The organism is Pigmentiphaga litoralis, assembly GCF_013408655.1.
Lineage (GTDB): Bacteria > Pseudomonadota > Gammaproteobacteria > Burkholderiales > Burkholderiaceae_B > Pigmentiphaga > Pigmentiphaga litoralis_A.
Genome location: NZ_JACCBP010000001.1, coordinates 1,162,345 through 1,178,007, shown reverse-complemented (window position 1 = coordinate 1,178,007; position 15,663 = coordinate 1,162,345). Strand labels below are relative to the sequence as shown.

14 protein-coding genes and 1 tRNA gene are annotated in these 15,663 nt (G+C 65.4%); 12 read left to right on the top strand and 3 right to left on the bottom strand.

Annotated features, from left to right (window positions below; translation table 11 throughout):
• Positions 1-266 precede the first annotated feature (266 nt).
• From HD883_RS05225 to HD883_RS05185, 9 genes are all read left to right on the top strand, one after another.
• Complete coding sequence (locus HD883_RS05225) at positions 267-1,379, top strand: ring-opening amidohydrolase (RefSeq protein WP_218863227.1); 1,113 nt, start codon at positions 267-269, stop codon at positions 1,377-1,379.
• Positions 1,376-2,869, top strand: coding sequence for an amidase (locus HD883_RS05220; protein WP_179587511.1), 1,494 nt, complete (start codon positions 1,376-1,378; stop codon positions 2,867-2,869). The genes HD883_RS05225 and HD883_RS05220 overlap by 4 nt, the downstream gene beginning before the upstream one ends.
• Before the next feature lie 142 nt (positions 2,870-3,011).
• Positions 3,012-4,211, top strand: a complete 1,200-nt coding sequence (locus HD883_RS05215; RefSeq protein WP_179587512.1) for an FAD-dependent oxidoreductase — start codon at positions 3,012-3,014, stop codon at positions 4,209-4,211.
• Positions 4,208-4,771: a VOC family protein gene (locus HD883_RS05210; protein ID WP_179587513.1), complete on the top strand. Its 564-nt coding sequence runs from the start codon at positions 4,208-4,210 to the stop codon at positions 4,769-4,771. The genes HD883_RS05215 and HD883_RS05210 overlap by 4 nt, the downstream gene beginning before the upstream one ends.
• Before the next feature lie 11 nt (positions 4,772-4,782).
• Positions 4,783-5,763, top strand: coding sequence for an ABC transporter substrate-binding protein (locus tag HD883_RS05205; RefSeq protein ID WP_179587514.1), 981 nt, complete (start codon positions 4,783-4,785; stop codon positions 5,761-5,763).
• Positions 5,764-5,777: 14 nt separating this feature from the next.
• Positions 5,778-6,635: an ABC transporter ATP-binding protein gene (locus HD883_RS05200; protein WP_179587515.1), complete on the top strand. Its 858-nt coding sequence runs from the start codon at positions 5,778-5,780 to the stop codon at positions 6,633-6,635.
• On the top strand, positions 6,632-7,405 hold the full coding sequence (locus tag HD883_RS05195) for an ABC transporter permease (RefSeq protein ID WP_179587516.1): 774 nt from the start codon (positions 6,632-6,634) through the stop codon (positions 7,403-7,405). Before HD883_RS05200 ends, HD883_RS05195 begins: the two co-directional genes overlap by 4 nt.
• A gap of 28 nt (positions 7,406-7,433) precedes the next feature.
• A complete protein-coding gene (gene hpxZ / locus HD883_RS05190) occupies positions 7,434-7,826 on the top strand; it encodes an oxalurate catabolism protein HpxZ (RefSeq protein WP_179587517.1) in 393 nt (130 codons plus the stop codon).
• A 71-nt stretch (positions 7,827-7,897) separates the two neighbouring features.
• Positions 7,898-8,245 carry a RidA family protein gene (locus tag HD883_RS05185; RefSeq protein ID WP_179587518.1) on the top strand — a complete coding sequence of 116 codons (348 nt, stop codon included), beginning with the start codon at positions 7,898-7,900 and terminating at the stop codon, positions 8,243-8,245.
• Positions 8,246-8,327: 82 nt separating this feature from the next.
• On the opposite strand, the gene HD883_RS05180 is transcribed toward HD883_RS05185, so the two are convergent.
• The gene (locus tag HD883_RS05180; RefSeq protein ID WP_179587519.1) at positions 8,328-9,185 is read right to left on the bottom strand and encodes a M90 family metallopeptidase; all 858 of its coding nucleotides are present in this window, start codon (positions 9,183-9,185) and stop codon (positions 8,328-8,330) included.
• Positions 9,186-9,256: 71 nt separating this feature from the next.
• On the opposite strand from HD883_RS05180, the gene HD883_RS05175 reads away from it, so the two are divergent.
• Positions 9,257-11,488, top strand: coding sequence for a RelA/SpoT family protein (locus HD883_RS05175; protein ID WP_179587520.1), 2,232 nt, complete (start codon positions 9,257-9,259; stop codon positions 11,486-11,488).
• A 121-nt stretch (positions 11,489-11,609) separates the two neighbouring features.
• Here the strand turns inward: HD883_RS05175 and prpD are convergent, their stop codons facing one another.
• Together prpD and HD883_RS05165 are read right to left on the bottom strand one after the other, a co-directional pair.
• A complete protein-coding gene (gene prpD, locus HD883_RS05170; RefSeq protein ID WP_179587521.1) occupies positions 11,610-13,049 on the bottom strand; it encodes a 2-methylcitrate dehydratase in 1,440 nt (479 codons plus the stop codon).
• Positions 13,049-14,098: a Bug family tripartite tricarboxylate transporter substrate binding protein gene (locus tag HD883_RS05165; RefSeq protein ID WP_179587522.1), complete on the bottom strand. Its 1,050-nt coding sequence runs from the start codon at positions 14,096-14,098 to the stop codon at positions 13,049-13,051. Before HD883_RS05165 ends, prpD begins: the two co-directional genes overlap by 1 nt.
• A gap of 126 nt (positions 14,099-14,224) precedes the next feature.
• Between HD883_RS05165 and HD883_RS05160 the strand changes: the two genes are divergently transcribed.
• Together HD883_RS05160 and HD883_RS05155 are read left to right on the top strand one after the other, a co-directional pair.
• Positions 14,225-15,193 carry a LysR substrate-binding domain-containing protein gene (locus HD883_RS05160; RefSeq protein WP_179587523.1) on the top strand — a complete coding sequence of 323 codons (969 nt, stop codon included), beginning with the start codon at positions 14,225-14,227 and terminating at the stop codon, positions 15,191-15,193.
• A 58-nt stretch (positions 15,194-15,251) separates the two neighbouring features.
• Positions 15,252-15,328, top strand: a tRNA-Val gene (locus HD883_RS05155).
• The last annotated feature ends 335 nt before the right edge of the window (positions 15,329-15,663 follow it).

Below are 15,663 nucleotides of genomic sequence, written 5' to 3'. Positions count from 1 at the left end.
ATATTCGTCAGCCTACTGATGGTTTTTGCCTGTGTCAACGGTATTTGCAGGGGTTGATTTCGCACGCGCTAAGGTGGTGCCGCCCCAGGAAGCCGCCCCGTTTTTCTGCACCACGCGTGCGCTTCGATGCATCGACTTGGCGCATTTTTCGGGCTGCATTGCACTGCACACAATTTGCGCTCGGTCCGAGCGTTTTATTGCGCTATGCGGCAGGAAGCGCCGTGCGCAGACTGTGGGTGTTGCGGCGCAAACCATTCATCTCTTCCATGCAAACTTTTGTCTACCGACTTCCCATGGCCCATCCGGGCGACGTCTCGGCCCTGGCCAGCCTGATCGATGCGGGCGAACTGCGGGCCCGCGATATCGTTGCCTTCATCGGCAAGACAGAAGGCAATGGCGGCGTCAACGATTTCACGCGCGGTTATTTCACGCAGTCGCTGATGGCGCTGCTGGCCCGCCATACCGGCGAGCCGGCCGAGGCATTGGCCGCGCGTATTCCCTGTGTCCTGTCGGGCGGAACCGAAGGCGTGCTCAGCCCGCACTTCGTGGTGTTCGCGCGGCACGGTGATGCGCCCGCCCAACCGGTTGACACTGTCAACGGTTCGCTGGCGATCGGCACCGCGTTCACCGACCCCTTGCCGGCCGAAGCGGTGGGCCGATGGGCGCAAGTGGAAAGCGTGGCCGCGGCGGTGCGTGCGGCCATGAATGACGCGGGCCTGACGGATCCGCGCGAGATCGAATTCGTGCAGGTCAAGTGTCCGTGCATCACGTCGGCGCGGGTGCAGGATGCCGCCGCCCGTGGCCAGACCGTCGTAACGACCGATGCCAACCGGTCGATGGCCTTGTCGCGTGCGGCCGGGGCGTTCGGCATTGCACTGGCCTTGGGTGAACTGCCCGCGTCAGCCACCGATGCCGACCTGCTGGCCGATTTTGCGGTGGCCTGCAACCGCGCCAGTGTGTCGTCGGGTGTGGAAGTCACCTGCAATGAAGTGATCGTGCTGGGCAACTCGACACGCTGGTCGGGCCCCTTGCGGATTGCCCATGCGCCGATGCGCGACGCGCTCGATCTGCCTGCTGTCGGCGCGGCGCTGGACCGGCTGGGCATTGCGGCGCGGCCGCAGGTTGACGACGCTGACCGGGATCGCATCGCCGCGGTGCTGGTCAAGTGCGAGCCCGATCGCCGCGGTCAGATTCGCGGCGCGCGCCATACCATGCTGGACGACACCGACATCAATGCCCAGCGGCACATCCGTGGCGCGGTCGGCGCCCTGGTCGCCGGTGTGATGGGTGACGGCCGGCTGTTCGTGTCGGGCGGCGCGGAACACCAGGGCCCCGATGGCGGCGGACTGGTGGCGGTGATCGCGGCCGGGCGCGCATGACCAATGCAGATTCCGCCCGCCCGGATGGGACATCGTCCGCGCTGGCAACATCGCCGCGGCCGGCGTGGCAGCATTCGGCCACCGAGCTGTCCCTGCGGTTTGCCGCTGGCACCTTGACGCCGGTACACGCGCTGCAATCCATCGCGGACCGCCTGGCGGCCGTGAACCCGTTGCTCAACGCGGTGATCAGCGAACGGCTGGCGGATGCGGCACTCGAGGCCGAGGCAAGCACCGCGCGCTGGCGCGCCGGTATGCCGCTGTCGGCATTCGACGGCGTGCCGTTGACGGTCAAGGACAACATCCCGGTACAAGGATTGCCGTGCACCTGGGGCAGCCGCCTGTACGCCGGCTATCGGCCTGAACGTGACGAGCTGGCGGTGGAACGCCTGCGCGCGGCAGGCATGATCGTGATCGGCAAGACCAACGTGCCGGAATTCACGCTGCAGGGCTACACCGACAACCTGGTGTTCGGTGCCACCGTCAATCCATGGGACCGGGCAATGACGCCGGGCGGATCGAGCGGCGGCGCGGTCGCGTGCGTTGCGGCCGGCATTGGCCCGGTGGCGATCGGCACCGATGGCGGCGGGTCGATCCGCCGGCCGTGTTCGCACACCGGGCTGGTCGGATTCAAGCCGGGGGAGGGGACCGTGCCACGTGAACAGGGCTTGCCCGAGATCCTGCCTGGCATGGAAGTCATCGGACCGATCACCCGCACGGTGGCCGATGCCGCGGCCGTGCTGCGCTTGCTAAGCGGTGGCAGTTTGCCCGGCGACAGTTTGCCCGGCGGCCGTCTTCCCGCGCCCCCATGCACCAACATCGAGCATCCCAAGCTGGTGCAGCCCGCGCCGCTGCGCATCGTGTACTGGCCCGAATTCGACGGAGATCCTGTCGATCCGGCCATTGCGGCAAGCGTCAATGAGGTGGCCGACATGCTTGCGGGTCTCAACCATCTCGTTGACACACGCAACGGGCCGGCCATCCTGCGCGACTTCAACAGCCAGGCCTGGCCTGTCATCAGCCAGACCGGGCTGGCCGCCACGCTGCAGGCCACCTTTGGCGCCGCGCTGGACGATACGGCCATGACGCCCGCGCTGCAGGCCATGGCCACCGCCGGCCGGGCCCTGTCGGCGATCGACCTGTTCAACGCCCACGCGCTGGTCCGCCGCATGAAAGCGGAACTGTCAGCCTGCTTCGCCACGGCGGATCTGCTGCTGTTGCCCAGCGCCGCCGCCTTGCCATGGCCGGCCACGCACAGCCATCCGGACACCATTGCCGGGCTGCCGGTGGGCCCGCGCGGCCATGCCGTTTTCACCGCCTTCGTGAATGCCGCCGGGTTGCCCGCGATCAATCTGCCGGCCCGACCCGACCGCACTGGCATGCCCATCGGCTTCCAGCTGGTGGGACCGCCCGGCGCCGAATCGCTGCTGCTGGGCTTGGCCGCGCAGTACGAAGCTGCCCACCCGTGGGCCCATCGGTGGCCGGCTCTGTGATGCGCCCGCTTCCGTCCAACCCACCGCCGTGCATGCCCCGCCTTGGCGCATGCGCATGGCACCGTTTTTGCCTATTGATGGGCGGGCAGGCCGCGCCGCGCGTGCGCCGCGCCCGCCCGAGTCGTCAAGGAATCCCTACAGCATGAAAATCGCAATCATCGGCGCCGGCGTGGCGGGCTGCATTCTTGCCCGTTCCCTGGCCGACATCCCGGGCGTGGAAACGGTCTGCCTTGAACGGGTTCTGCAAGACGATCATTCCGAATCGGGCACCGGCCTGAACATCGGGCCCAATGCGGTCAAGGCCTTGCGCCTGACCGAACCGGCGCTGGCCGATGCCATTGCCGCGGCAAGCTTTGCGTGGAAGAAGTGGCGGGTGTCCCTGACCGATGGCACCGTGCTGTTCGATCTGCCGCTGGACCAGGTGGCCGATTGCGACGGCGTGCGCATCCGCTGGTCGGAACTCTACAGTGTGCTGCGCCGCGAAGCCGCCGGCGTCATCCAGTACGGCTGCGAGATCCAGGCGATCGCCCGCGACCCGGACGCCGCCGGCAAGACGACCGTGCAGTACACCCACCATGGCGAGCCCCGTGTGCTCGACGACATCGACCTGCTGATAGCCGCGGACGGCCGCTATTCGCAAACGCGCGAGACCTTCTCGGGTACGCCGCCAGTGCGCCAGCTGGGCGTGTCCATCTTCCGCCTGCTCGTGCCCGACACCAGCGCCGGGCTGATCGACGACTACGAACAATGGTTCAACGGGCCCAACCGACTGCTGTCGTTCCGCGTGCCCTCGGCCCACATCTATATCGCCGGCACCTTCCCGATTCCCGCCGACGAATCCGTGCCCGACGCCTGCAAGACCGCCGACTTCCTGCGCGCCGCCTACACGCCTGAAGGCGGGCTGCCCAGCGATCAGGCCACCTGGCTGATCGATACCGTGTGCGCCAACACCGACGCGCTGCACTGGGCGCGCATGCAGGAATCCGACATGCGTTTTGCCGAGCCCGACGTGCAGGTGATGTACCTGGGCGATGCGGCCCACGGCATGGTGCCGACTCTGGGGCAGGGCGCCACGCAGGCCATCGAAGACGCCTGCTGCGCCGTGCACCTGCTGCGCGCCGGCATGGCAGCCGGCACGCCGCCGCGCGACTGGCTGGACCAGCTGGACGCCGCCCGCCGCGATCGCGTGCGCTTCACCATGCAGCTGTCGTTCGATGCCAGCGACACCATGCTCGCAGGGGCCGATCCGGTCGCCGGCACCCTCAAGAAAACCGGACCCGAATTCATCGGCGATCTGACGCGCCTGTACCGCGACGTCGTCCTGCCAGGAGTGAGCGCATGACCGCCGCGAACCGCGCCCCCGGCGCCGCCATCCTGGGCCTGTTCCACATCGCCATCAAGACTTCGAACCTGGACGCCACCCGCGCGTTCTGGTGCAAGGTGCTGGGCCTGAAAGAAATCGCGCGCCCCGACTTCGGCTATCCGGGCGCGTGGCTGGCCTGCCCGCAACCGGGTGGCCAGGCCATCATCCACGTGTACGCCGGCGGCCCCGCGCTGGGTCCGGAAGGCATCGCGCCCGCCGGCACCGCCGCGATCGATCACCTGTCGGTCGCCTGCCTGGGCTTTCATGACTATGTGGCCCGCTTCAAAGCCGCTGGCCTGGCGTGGCGCGAGTTCATCGTGCCCGGCACTTCGCTGTGGCAGCTGTTCGTGTACGACCCGAGCGGCGTGCAGATCGAACTGACCTTTGAAGGCAGCATCGAAGGCGGCGCGGCCATCGGCCCCGATGGCACATCCACCGAATTGCCTTTGCCCGACATGTCGCCCGGCCGCGGCTATGTCGCCGGCGCTTCCTTTTTCGACCCCCTGAACTATCCCGACCTGCTCACTCTCTTGAATTGAAGGATGTTGTCATGAAGCTTCGTCATGGTTTTACCGCCGCTGTCGGGACCGCCGCCGTGCTGCTGGCAGGGCTCTTTGCCGCGCCCGCCAGCGCCGCCGACAAGGTCAAGGTCGGGGTCTTCCCGTCCAGCTCGGCCCTACCTTATTTCGTCGCCCTGCATCGCGGCTACTTCAAGGACGTGGGCATCGAAGTCGAAACCGTGCCCCTGGCCAACCATCCGCTGATCGTGCAATCAATGGTCGCCGGCACCATCGACATCGCCTCCAACCTGGTGACGCTGGAAGGCGCCAACATCAACGCGCGCCGTCCCAATACGCTCAGCTACATCGCGTTGAACGGCCAGAACGCGCAGTACATCACCGAGCAGTTCGTGGTGAAGTCGTCCAGCACGGCCAAGTCGCTCAAGGACCTGAAGGGCACCAAGCTCTTTTCGGCGCCCGGCCCGGCCAACATCGGCAGCGCGCGCGCCGTGCTCAAGGCCATCGGCCTGGAAGAAAACAAGGACTACACGATCCAGGAACAGCAGCTGAGCGTGCACCTGGGCGCATTGCAGGGCGGCCAGTTCGATGGCGGCTACACGCTGGAACCCATTGCCAGCAACATCATCGCGCAAGGGGTGGGACGGCGCCTGGAAGCGGGCGTGATCTCGACGCACCTGCTGGGCAACAAGGACGCCCTGGCGTTCGCCGCGGGCGCGGCGATTTCCGGCAAGTTGCTGGCCGACAACCCCGACCTGGCCAAGCGCTTTGCGTCGGCCTGGGCCAAGGGCGCCAAGGATGCGAACACCGATCCCAAGGTGCGTGACTACCTGGCGCAGGACATGAACACGCCCGCCGCGCTGGCGCCCACCGTGCCGCTGGCCAAGATCGTCATGGTCAGCGACCTGTCGCCGGCCGATCTCACGTCCTTCCAGAAGTTCGTCGACATCGGCGTGAGCCTGGGTGTCGTGAAGGACAAGATCGATACCGCCACCTTCATCAAGAAATTCTGATCCAAGGCCTCTCCATGCGCGCAGCTCACCTCCAGGCCGTCGCCTCCGGCCCCAGCGTTGCCCCGGCGCAGGGGGTCGGGGCCGACGCGGCCGCGGGCCACCGCTGGTTTCCGGCAGGCACCCACATCACCGTGCGGGGCCTGACCAAGCGATTCGAAGGCGGCACGCTGTACGAAAACTTCGACCTCGACATTCCGAAGGGCAAGATCATTTCGATCTTCGGACCCAACGGCTGCGGCAAGAGCACCCTCATCAACATGATGTCGGGGATCATGCCGTACGACAGCGGGCAGATCCTGTTCGAGGGCAAGGAGGTGCGCGAAAGCCGCATCGGCTACGTCTTCCAGAACTATCGCGAAGCCGTGTTCCCATGGCTGCGCGCCCGCGACAACATCCGGTATCCGCTCCAGTTCCTGGGGCTGAGCCGGGCCGAATGCGACGCGCGTGTGGAAAGCCTGCTGGCCAGTTTCGACGTCAAGCTCGACCTGAATCGCTACCCGTATGAAATGTCAGGCGGGCAGCAGCAGCTGGTGTCGATCATGCGGGCCCTGGTGGTCGACCCCGAAGTGCTGTTTCTTGACGAGCCGTTTTCGGCGCTCGATTACGAGATGACGCTATTCCTGCGCGACCGCCTGCAGAAGGTGCTGATCGAGCGGCAGACCACCACGCTGCTGGTGTCGCATGACCTGGACGAGGCCGTGTGCCTGGCCGACATCGTGCTGCTGCTGACCAAGCGGCCGACCCACGTGAGCGAGATCGTGCCCTTCGATGCGCCGCGTCCGCGCACCGTCGACACCACCGTCACGCCCGAGTTTGTCCGGGTCAAGAGCCATTGCCTGGAAGTCTTTCAACGCGAGGTACGCAAGCCATGATCACGCACCTGTCGCGCCGCTGGGCGCCCCGCCTGCAACCGCTGGTGGGGGCCTTGCTCATCATCTTTCTGTGGTGGTTCGCGCACGAGGTCAAGCTGGTCGACCCGGTGCTGCTGCCATCGCCCGGTGAATCGCTGGACGCCTTCTGGAAGGGCCTGACGCAGGGCACTTTGTGGGGCGATTTCTACAAGACCATCATTCGGACTTTTGCGTCCTTCATCATCGCCACGGTGATTGCCGTGCCGCTGGGGATCTTGCTCGGATCATCCGAACGCGTCTATCGTTCGCTCGAATTCGCGATCGACTTTTTCCGCTCGACGCCGGCGTCGGCCATGTTCCCCTTGTTCCTGGTGCTGTTCGGCGTAGGCGAGGCGACCAAGATCGCGGTCGCCGCGTTTGGCGCCGGCCTGGGCATCCTGTTCAACGTGTCGTATGGTGTGATGAACGCGCGCAAGCAGCGTCAGCTGGCGGCCAAGGTGATGGGCGCCTCGTCGTTCAAGGTGCTGCGTGACGTGACCTTGTGGGAATCGTTGCCGCAGACGTTCGTGGGCATGCGGTCGGGCGTCTCGCTGGCGCTCGTGATCGTGATCGTGGCCGAGATGTTCATCGGTTCCACCGACGGCCTGGGCCAGCGCATCATGAACGCGCAGATGGTGTTCGACATGCCCGAAATGTATGCCGCGATTTTTGCCGCCGGCGCGCTCGGTTACGTGCTCAATCTGCTGTTCCTGGTGGCCGAACGCCGTTTCGTCCACTGGGGCGGCAAGTAATTCCCTTCTTCCTTTTCAGGCGCTTTTCATGTCCCCAGAAATCAATCATCCCGAGACCCTGGCCGAAGTCGAAGCCGTGTTTGCCGAGTACGAACAGGCGCTGGTCACCAACGACGTCGACGTGCTCGACCGTCTGTTCTGGAATTCGCCGCACACGCTGCGTTACGGCGCCGGCGAAAACCTGTATGGCTTCCAGGCGATCCAGGATTTTCGCAATGCGCGCCCATCGGTTGGCCTGTCGCGCACCATTTCGGCCAAGTCGGTCACTACCTTTGGCCGCGACTTTGCCGTGGCGAACGTGGAATTCACGCGTGAATCGACGCCGCGCATCGGCCGGCAGACGCAGACCTGGGTGCGCATGGACGACGGCTGGCGCGTGGTGGCGGCGCATGTGAGCCTGATGGATACGCCCAAGGGCTGAGGGCAGGGCGCGGCGCGGTCACTGCTAAACTCGCTGCCGCTTTCCTCTTTCCCTCACGTTCAAGGAATTCCATGAGTCTCAAGCGCTTCCACACCGGCAAACGGATGTCTGAAATGGTTGTCCACGGCAACGTTGCCTACCTGGCTGGCCAGGTTGCAGGCGACCCGTCGCAAGACGTCGCCGGTCAGACCACCCAAGTGCTGGCCGCCATCGACGCCTTGCTGGCCGAAGCCGGTACCGACAAGACCCAGATCATCCGCGCCGAGATCTTCCTGGCCGACATCGCTACCTTCAGCCAGATGAATGGCGTGTGGGACACCTGGGTGCCTGCCGGCAACACGCCTGCCCGCGCCACCGTCGAAGCCAAGCTGGCCGCGCCGGAATACAAGGTCGAGATCGTCATCACCGCGGCGATCTGACGCCCTGAGCGGCGGAACCAGCTGGCCGGCTCACCCGGCCGGCCGGTCTTGTCTGCTCACGTGGCCAGCGGGTCCTGCCGGCTTACCCGCCCAGCGGGTCCTGCCGGTAATACGCCGCCAGCAGCGCATACCAGTCCGGGTATGCCGCGGCCAGCGGCGCCGGCCGCACAAAGAACGCCTCCGAGCTCACCGCAAAGAACTCGGCAATATCGGTTGCGGCATACGGATCGATCGGCAGCTGGCCATACCAGGCGTTCGCTTCTTCCGATTCCGGGTCGACATCGTCCGGAATCGCGGCCTCGATGGCATCGAGCTGGTCATTGAACGCCTCATAACTTGCCGTTATCACCTGTTGCCACTGCCGCGGCCGCAAGTCCGGATGGGCATCGAGCGCGGGCATACCATCGGGCTCGCCATCGATCAGGTCGAGCTTGTGCGCGAACTCGTGCACCACCACATTAAAGGCATGGGCGGGGTCTTCCGCGGCGTCGGGATCGGTGTTGCGCGGTGCGGCGTCTTCCCACGACAGCACCACGGGTCCGCCGTCCCACGCTTCGCCCGCGGCCTCCTGTACATACTCGTGGACCACGCCGTCTTCGTCCATTTCCTCTCGGGGAATCAGGAAACCGGCCGGATAGACGATGATTTCATTCCAGCCATGGTAGAGCAGGGGATCGAGCTTCAGGATGGGCAGGCAGGCCTGGACCGCGATCGACAGGCAGGTCGCATCGTCCAGCACAAAACCGCCGGCCCCGGACATTGATTTGCTTGCAAGGAACCAGGCGCAACGGCTTTTGAGCTCTTCCGTTTCCGATTGGCTCAACCGCGCCAGAAACCCATGCCCTTGGAGCGTTTGGGTCCATAATTCGGGTGTAATGCGTGCCTGTACCTGAGCCACCTGCGTCGTCGACGCACCGCGGCCAAAAATCCATCCCAACATGATGTGTGGTTCCCGGGTCTGAAGGCAGTGGTCGCACTCTTGCAACCCTGCGCGATTTAAAGTGTATGACGATGAGCGATACCACCCTCCAAGCTTCTTCTGCCGTGATGTCCCACTTCGGGGACGCGTGGAATCACGTCGCCAACGACGGCCTGTCGTTCGACGCGCAGGAAGAACTGCGTCAGGCGCTGGCGTGGGCCTTGCCCCGCTTCGAGCGCGACGGCGCCGTGGGGGAAGAATCGCTGGCCGGCCATGCCGCCGGTGTGGTCGCCATTCTGTCTGGCCTGCAGGTCGACGTGCACACCCGGATGGCCGCCATGCTCGCGACCGCGGTCGGCAACCGCGAAGTCAACGCCAATCCCAGCAAGGACCCCGTCACGCTGCGCTTTGGCGCCGAGATCGGCCGGCTGGTGCACGGCTACCGCGCCCTGATCCGGCTGGGACAAGTCACGCGCGACGCCAGCGATTCGTCCGCCGGCAGCGGCGCGCAGTCCGAAATGCTCCGCAAGATGCTGCTTGCCATGGCGGCGGACCTGCGCATCGTGCTGATGCGGCTGGCGTCACGGCTGCAGACGCTGCGCTGGCATGCACAAAGCAAGCTGCCGCTTGAAGAGTCCGTGGCGCGCGAAACGCTGGAACTTTACGCCCCGCTGGCGAACCGCCTGGGCATCTGGCAGATCAAGTGGGAAATGGAAGACCTGGCCTTCCGGTTTCTTGAGCCTGTCCGCTACAAGGAAATCGCCCGGCTGCTGGAAGAAAAGCGGGTGGAACGCGAGCTGTTCATCAACCTCGCGGTCACGCGCGTGTCCGCGGCGCTGGCCTCGGCCGGCATCGCCGGCGAAGTCACCGGCCGGCCCAAGCACATCTACAGCATCTGGAACAAGATGCGCAACAAGCGCATGGATTTTTCCAGCCTGTTCGATCTGCGGGCGCTGCGCATCATCGTTGACGACATCCGTACCTGCTATACCGCGCTCAGCCTGGTCCACAACCTGTGGACCCCGGTGCCCAACGAATTCGACGACTACATTTCGCGGCCCAAGCCCAACGGCTACCGGTCCTTGCACACGGTGGTGTACGACGACGACGGCCGGCCGTTCGAAGTCCAGATCCGCACCGAAGAGATGCACCAGTTTGCCGAGTTCGGGATGGCGGCCCACTGGCGCTACAAGGAAGCCGGCGCCAAGGGCGGCAACGTCAGCGCCGATTCCGAATACGACCGCAAGCTGTCCTGGATCCGCCAGCTGCTGGCGTGGAAAAGCGATGTCCAGGTTGACGAGACCCTGGGCGCGACCGCGCTCGACCAGCTCGACGACAACATCTACGTGCTGACCCCGCAAGCCCGCGTGATCGAGTTGCCGTCGGGTGCGACCCCGGTCGACTTCGCCTATCAGGTGCATACCGACCTGGGTCATCGCTGCCGGGGTGCGCGGGTGGATGGCGTCATGGTGCCGCTCAATACCCGGCTGATCACCGGGCAGACGGTGGAAGTCATCACGACCAAGTCGGGCGGCCCGTCGCGCGACTGGCTGAACCCGCAGCTGGCCTACCTGGCCAGCCAGCGCTCGCGCGCCAAGGTCCGCGCGTGGTTCAACGCGATCGACATCCAGCAGCGGATCGCGCAGGGCCAGACCATGCTCGACAAAGAGCTGCAGCGCCTGGGCAAGACCGCGACCAATCTGGAACAGCTGGCCCAGCAGTTGGGTTTTGCCTGCGCCGACGACTTGTACGTGGCCATCGCCAAAGACGAATTCGGGTTGCGCCAGGTCGGCACGGCGTTCGAGGCGCCCACGATCGAACCCGAGATCGAACTGGCCGCGCTCAATCGCCCCAGCCTGTCCGAAAGCCCGGCCCATGCCGGCAAGAGCGGGGTGCTGGTGGTGGGCGTCGATGCGCTGATGACCCAGCTGGCCAAATGCTGCCGGCCCGCGCCGCCCGACCTGATCTCCGGCTTCGTCACGCGCGGCCGCGGGGTGTCGATCCACCGCCGCGACTGCAAGAGCTTCCTGGCCCTGGCCGACCGTGAACGCGAACGGATCATCGACGTGACCTGGGGCGACACCCGCGACGCCGTCTATCCGGTCGACATTATCGTCATGGCGGCCGATCGTCACGGCCTGCTGCGCGACATCTCCGAAGTGTTCGCGCGCCAGCGCATCAACGTGATTGGCGTGAACACACAAAGCCGGCAGTTGCAGGCAAGAATGGTCTTCACGGCCGAGGTCGGCAATGCCGAGCACCTGAACAAGGCGCTGGCAGGGATCCGGGACGTGGCGGGGGTGGTCGAGGTATCGCGGCGCTGATCAGGCGCTGATCAGGTGCTGCACTGGGCGATGCCGGAGCGGTACTGTGGTCGGGCCGGCGCCGCACGCGTGCCCACCTTGCGCTAGTCCGGCGGCCCGCTCCGGCCGCCGGTTCTCGCCATCAAGCGGCCAGCCCGTCCAGCCAGTCCTCGACGCGGGTCGACGCCATGCAGGCTTGTCCGCTCAGCCCTGACAGCACCTGTTCGCGTTTTTCTGCGGGCCAATGATCCGCCGTCAACCCGGCAAATTTCTCCAGCAGGCGGGGCAGGCATGCCGCTCGCCGCGAAGGATCACCCATCGGATACAGGGTTTCGACCCGGTCCGACGTTTCGCCTGAACGCAGCTCGATCTCCACCGCATTCGCGCAACTCAGGACTGCCGGGTCATGGTGGCCAACGGTATAGGCGGGGTCTTCCATCACGTCCATCTTGGCCCGCAGTGCGTCGATCCGTGGGTCGCTCGCGCTGGCGTCGCTATAGTCCTCGCTGCGTACCGATCCCTTCAGCAAGGCCGTCGCAACGATGTACTGCAGCGAGTGGTCGCGCGCCGCACGCGTGGTCAGTGGGCCGGTCTTGTTGATGCGCCGCATGACTTCGTCGTGCGTGAAGATGCGAATCCGGGCGATGTCATCGATGCGGCCAGCCAGCCACGGCCGCAGCGCCACGGCGCTTTCCAGCGCCGTGCTGGCATTGCGTTGGCACGGCGACAGCTTGAAGATGACCCGGTCCAGGATGCCGTGGCCCAGCGATTGCGCCAACGTGACCGGGCGGCCACCCAGATGCACCGCTTCGAATCCCCATGTGGGGGCCGATAGCGGCTGCGGGTAGCCCATCTCTCCTTGCAGCGTACGCAGTGCCAGCCACACCGCCCGCGCGCCGGCATCCCCGCCGGCCCAGCCTTTGCGCGTGCCGGCGTTGGGGGTGTGCCGGTAGGCGTTCAGTGCCTGTCCATCAAGAAAGGCATGGCTCAATGCACGCCGGACGGCATCGCGATCGCCGCCCAGCAGCCAGGTGGCCACTGCCGTCGATGCGATCTTGACCCCGATGACATGGTCCAGCGCCACGGACGGGTGATCGAAGCGGTTGGCCTGGGCCAGACGGCCCTGGATGTCGTACGCCTTGATCATGGCATCCTGCACGTCCCGCAAGGTCAGGGCGGGTCGCGACTGACGCTGGCGCAAGCGGCTGGCATAGCAGGCGGTTGCCAGGATGGCGCCCAGATTGTCCGACGGATGACCGCCCACCACGCTGGTGTCGCTAAAGTCCAGCCACCGTATGGCAGTGCCGATGTCGAACGCCGCAGTGACGGGATCGAGTCGCCACGCGGTGCCGGGCACGGGCACGCTTTCCCATCCCGGCGCCGGCGTAAAAAGCGGCGTCAGCAGCCGCACGCACTCGGGGTCACCCAGCGCACCGATTGCACATCCCAGCGCATCCACCAGGCAGAGGCGCGTCGTGTCCAGGGTGGCATCGGGCCAGTCCACGTTCGTCACGACATAGTCGGCGATCCCGTCGAGTACAGCTTCGCCGCGCCACACGGCATGCAAAGCGCTGTCGGCCATTACTCGATCCTGGCATTGGCAAGCTTCGCGATCCGGCCCCATTTGGTGCTTTCCGAAGTCAGATAGGCCGCAAAGGCCTCGCGCGTGGTCGGCGACGGTTCCGCCCCCTGCGCCGTCAGCTTGGTCCGCACGGCGTCGGATTCCAGGGTCTCGCGCATGGCGGTGCTGAGCTTGTCCAACACCGGCGCAGGGGTGCCCGCCGGCGCCATCATGCCGTTCCAGTTCAAGGCTTCAAAGTTCGGCAGGCCGGCGCTCGCGATGGTGGGCACGTCAGGCAACGATGGCGCGCGCTTCAGGCTGGTGACCCCGATGGCCTTCAACGTGCCGTTCTTGATGTAGGGCAGGGCGGCCGGCACACTGCTGAAATACATGTCGACCTGGCCGGCAGCCACCGCAAGCAGGGCGGGTCCGCCGCCTTTGTAGGGCACGTGCAGCCAGTTGGCGCCCAGTTCCGTCTTGAGCCATTCCGCCGCCAGATGCGTGGAACTGCCATTGCCCGCCGATCCGTAGGTCAGCCCCTTCAGCTCGCCCTTGGCTTTTGACACGAACTGCGCCAACGTGTCGGCCGGAAACGCCGCCTTCACCACCAGCACATTCGGGAACACGGTGGCCAGTCCCACGGGCGCGAGATCTTTCACGGCGTCGTACGGCATCCTGGCGTACAGGTGCGGATTGATGGCGACTGGCGCGACGTTGGCCCAAAGCAGCGTGTAGCCATCCGGCTTGCTCTTGGCGACCGCATCGGTGCCGATGTTCCCGCCCGCGCCTGCCTTGTTTTCGACGACGATGCTCTGCCCAAGGCGCTCGCTCATGTGCTGGGCGGTGATGCGTGCGGTCAGATCGGTGCTGCCGCCGGGTTCGAACGGGACGATCAAGCGGATGGGGCGCGACGGGTAGGCGTCCGCGGCGTGGGCCAGTGGCGTCGACAGGGCGGTAATGCTTACCAGCGCGGCAAGGGCGGTGCGCCCGCCGACGGTGGCGAGGGCGCCGAGCGCGCTCAGTCCCTTGCAGGCGCTGACGCTGGCGCGGCAGGGCAGGTGGATGATCATGGCGGTCTCCGGATTTATGATGGGTGTCTGGCTCTGCCTGGGATAGGCCAGTTGCGGTGATTCTAGGTAGCCGGGCTGCACGGCTCCAGCGAATAGATTTCCCGGTTGATGTGAGGAAAAGGAACAATGCGCCGTCTGCCGCCCTTGAACAGCCTGAAAACGTTCGAAGCAGCGGCGCGCCTGGGGGGCGTCGTGCCAGCTGCGGATGAACTCTGCGTGTCCCACGGCGCCGTCAGCAAACAGTTGGCCAATCTGGAAAGCTGGATGGGGGTTGCGCTGTTCGACCGCAGCGCGCGCAGGCTCGTGTTGACGGCCGCCGGCCGGGAGCTGCTCGCGGCGGTCAGCCCCGCGCTCGACCAGGTGGCGGAGGCGATCGGACGCATTGCAACCGTGGCCCGGCCCGACGCCGTGCAACTGGTCGTGAGCGCGCCGCCGACCTTGACCTTGCACTGGCTCGTGCCGCGCCTGACAAGCTTTTTGCGGCTGCATCCCGACATCGGCATCCGGCTCAACAATCGCCGCGAACAGAACGGGGCATGGCCCACCGGCGTGGATATGGTGATCCGCCGGGGCGCCAGCCGCCACGGTCAGCGCCAGCAAGTGCCGTTCATGCGCGAATCGATCACCCCGATGTGTTCGCCATCGATTGCCAAGCGGTTCACGGAAGGCTCCAACCTCGATCATGACGGCGGCCTGACCCGTGACGCGCTGTCGGTGCTGGCAAGCCAGACCTGGCTGACCGCCGATATGCGGCCCGACGACTGGAGCCATTGGCAGGGCTACGCCCAACTGGCCGCGCCGGATCCGGTGGCGACCGTCAGCTTCGATCACACCTATCTGGCGCTGGAGGCCGCGCTGGACGGGCTGGGCGTGGCGATGGCGCCCCGCTACCTGATGGAAGACGAACTGGCGTCCGGGCGGCTGGTCGCGCCATTTCCGCAGGCGCTTGCGCCGTCCGAACCGTATGTCATCGTTTATGAAACCCATCGGGAAGGGGATAGGGCCATTGCCGCATTTTCCGCGTGGTTGCTGGGGCAAGGGTCGATGCACGAAGCCCGTGTGGCGGGTACCGACGCATTGATTGAATTCTCCTAGCGTCAGCGCTTTGACAAGCCGATATTTAATAGGTTATAGTTTCATTCGTTGCTGCTGCAGGCGGTTAGCTCAGTTGGTTAGAGCGCTTCGTTGACATCGAAGAGGTCGCTGGTTCGAATCCAGTACTGCCTACCAGTTATTTCCCTTCAAGCTTTGGTTTGTTTTCTTCCAGGCTTGAATCTCCAGAGAATGTCCACAGATATTCTCGGAACCGGCGGTGGTTCAATGCCGGTAATTCAGGAAATGCCGGAACATGCGTTCTGTCTTGTTTAACGTACGTGAAGTCGAAGTGCACGGTAAGGTTCAAGTGCACAACGCACGAACTACTCGCAGAGAAATCGCCGCCTAGTCGCGCTGGTTTTTCTGAGGGCTGTTGTTGTTTGTCCCGACCATATCGGGGTCCTTGCAGAATCGGAAATGAAACGCGGCCATGGCCGCTTTTTTTTCGTCCAACGATTTGATGTGGCCCG

What these genes read in the sequence shown, in the direction of transcription:
- HD883_RS05165 (WP_179587522.1), bottom strand. Translation starts at nt 14,098, where the DNA reads ATGATCATCCACCTGCCCTGCCGCGCCAGCGTCAGCGCCTGCAAGGGA.
- HD883_RS05205 (WP_179587514.1), top strand. Translation starts at nt 4,783, where the DNA reads ATGAAGCTTCGTCATGGTTTTACCGCCGCTGTCGGGACCGCCGCCGTG.
- HD883_RS05210 (WP_179587513.1), top strand. Translation starts at nt 4,208, where the DNA reads ATGACCGCCGCGAACCGCGCCCCCGGCGCCGCCATCCTGGGCCTGTTC.
- hpxZ (WP_179587517.1), top strand. Translation starts at nt 7,434, where the DNA reads ATGTCCCCAGAAATCAATCATCCCGAGACCCTGGCCGAAGTCGAAGCC.
- HD883_RS05195 (WP_179587516.1), top strand. Translation starts at nt 6,632, where the DNA reads ATGATCACGCACCTGTCGCGCCGCTGGGCGCCCCGCCTGCAACCGCTG.
- HD883_RS05220 (WP_179587511.1), top strand. Translation starts at nt 1,376, where the DNA reads ATGACCAATGCAGATTCCGCCCGCCCGGATGGGACATCGTCCGCGCTG.
- HD883_RS05185 (WP_179587518.1), top strand. Translation starts at nt 7,898, where the DNA reads ATGAGTCTCAAGCGCTTCCACACCGGCAAACGGATGTCTGAAATGGTT.
- prpD (WP_179587521.1), bottom strand. Translation starts at nt 13,049, where the DNA reads ATGGCCGACAGCGCTTTGCATGCCGTGTGGCGCGGCGAAGCTGTACTC.
- HD883_RS05180 (WP_179587519.1), bottom strand. Translation starts at nt 9,185, where the DNA reads ATGTTGGGATGGATTTTTGGCCGCGGTGCGTCGACGACGCAGGTGGCT.
- HD883_RS05175 (WP_179587520.1), top strand. Translation starts at nt 9,257, where the DNA reads ATGAGCGATACCACCCTCCAAGCTTCTTCTGCCGTGATGTCCCACTTC.
- HD883_RS05200 (WP_179587515.1), top strand. Translation starts at nt 5,778, where the DNA reads ATGCGCGCAGCTCACCTCCAGGCCGTCGCCTCCGGCCCCAGCGTTGCC.
- HD883_RS05215 (WP_179587512.1), top strand. Translation starts at nt 3,012, where the DNA reads ATGAAAATCGCAATCATCGGCGCCGGCGTGGCGGGCTGCATTCTTGCC.
- HD883_RS05225 (WP_218863227.1), top strand. Translation starts at nt 267, where the DNA reads ATGCAAACTTTTGTCTACCGACTTCCCATGGCCCATCCGGGCGACGTC.
- HD883_RS05160 (WP_179587523.1), top strand. Translation starts at nt 14,225, where the DNA reads ATGCGCCGTCTGCCGCCCTTGAACAGCCTGAAAACGTTCGAAGCAGCG.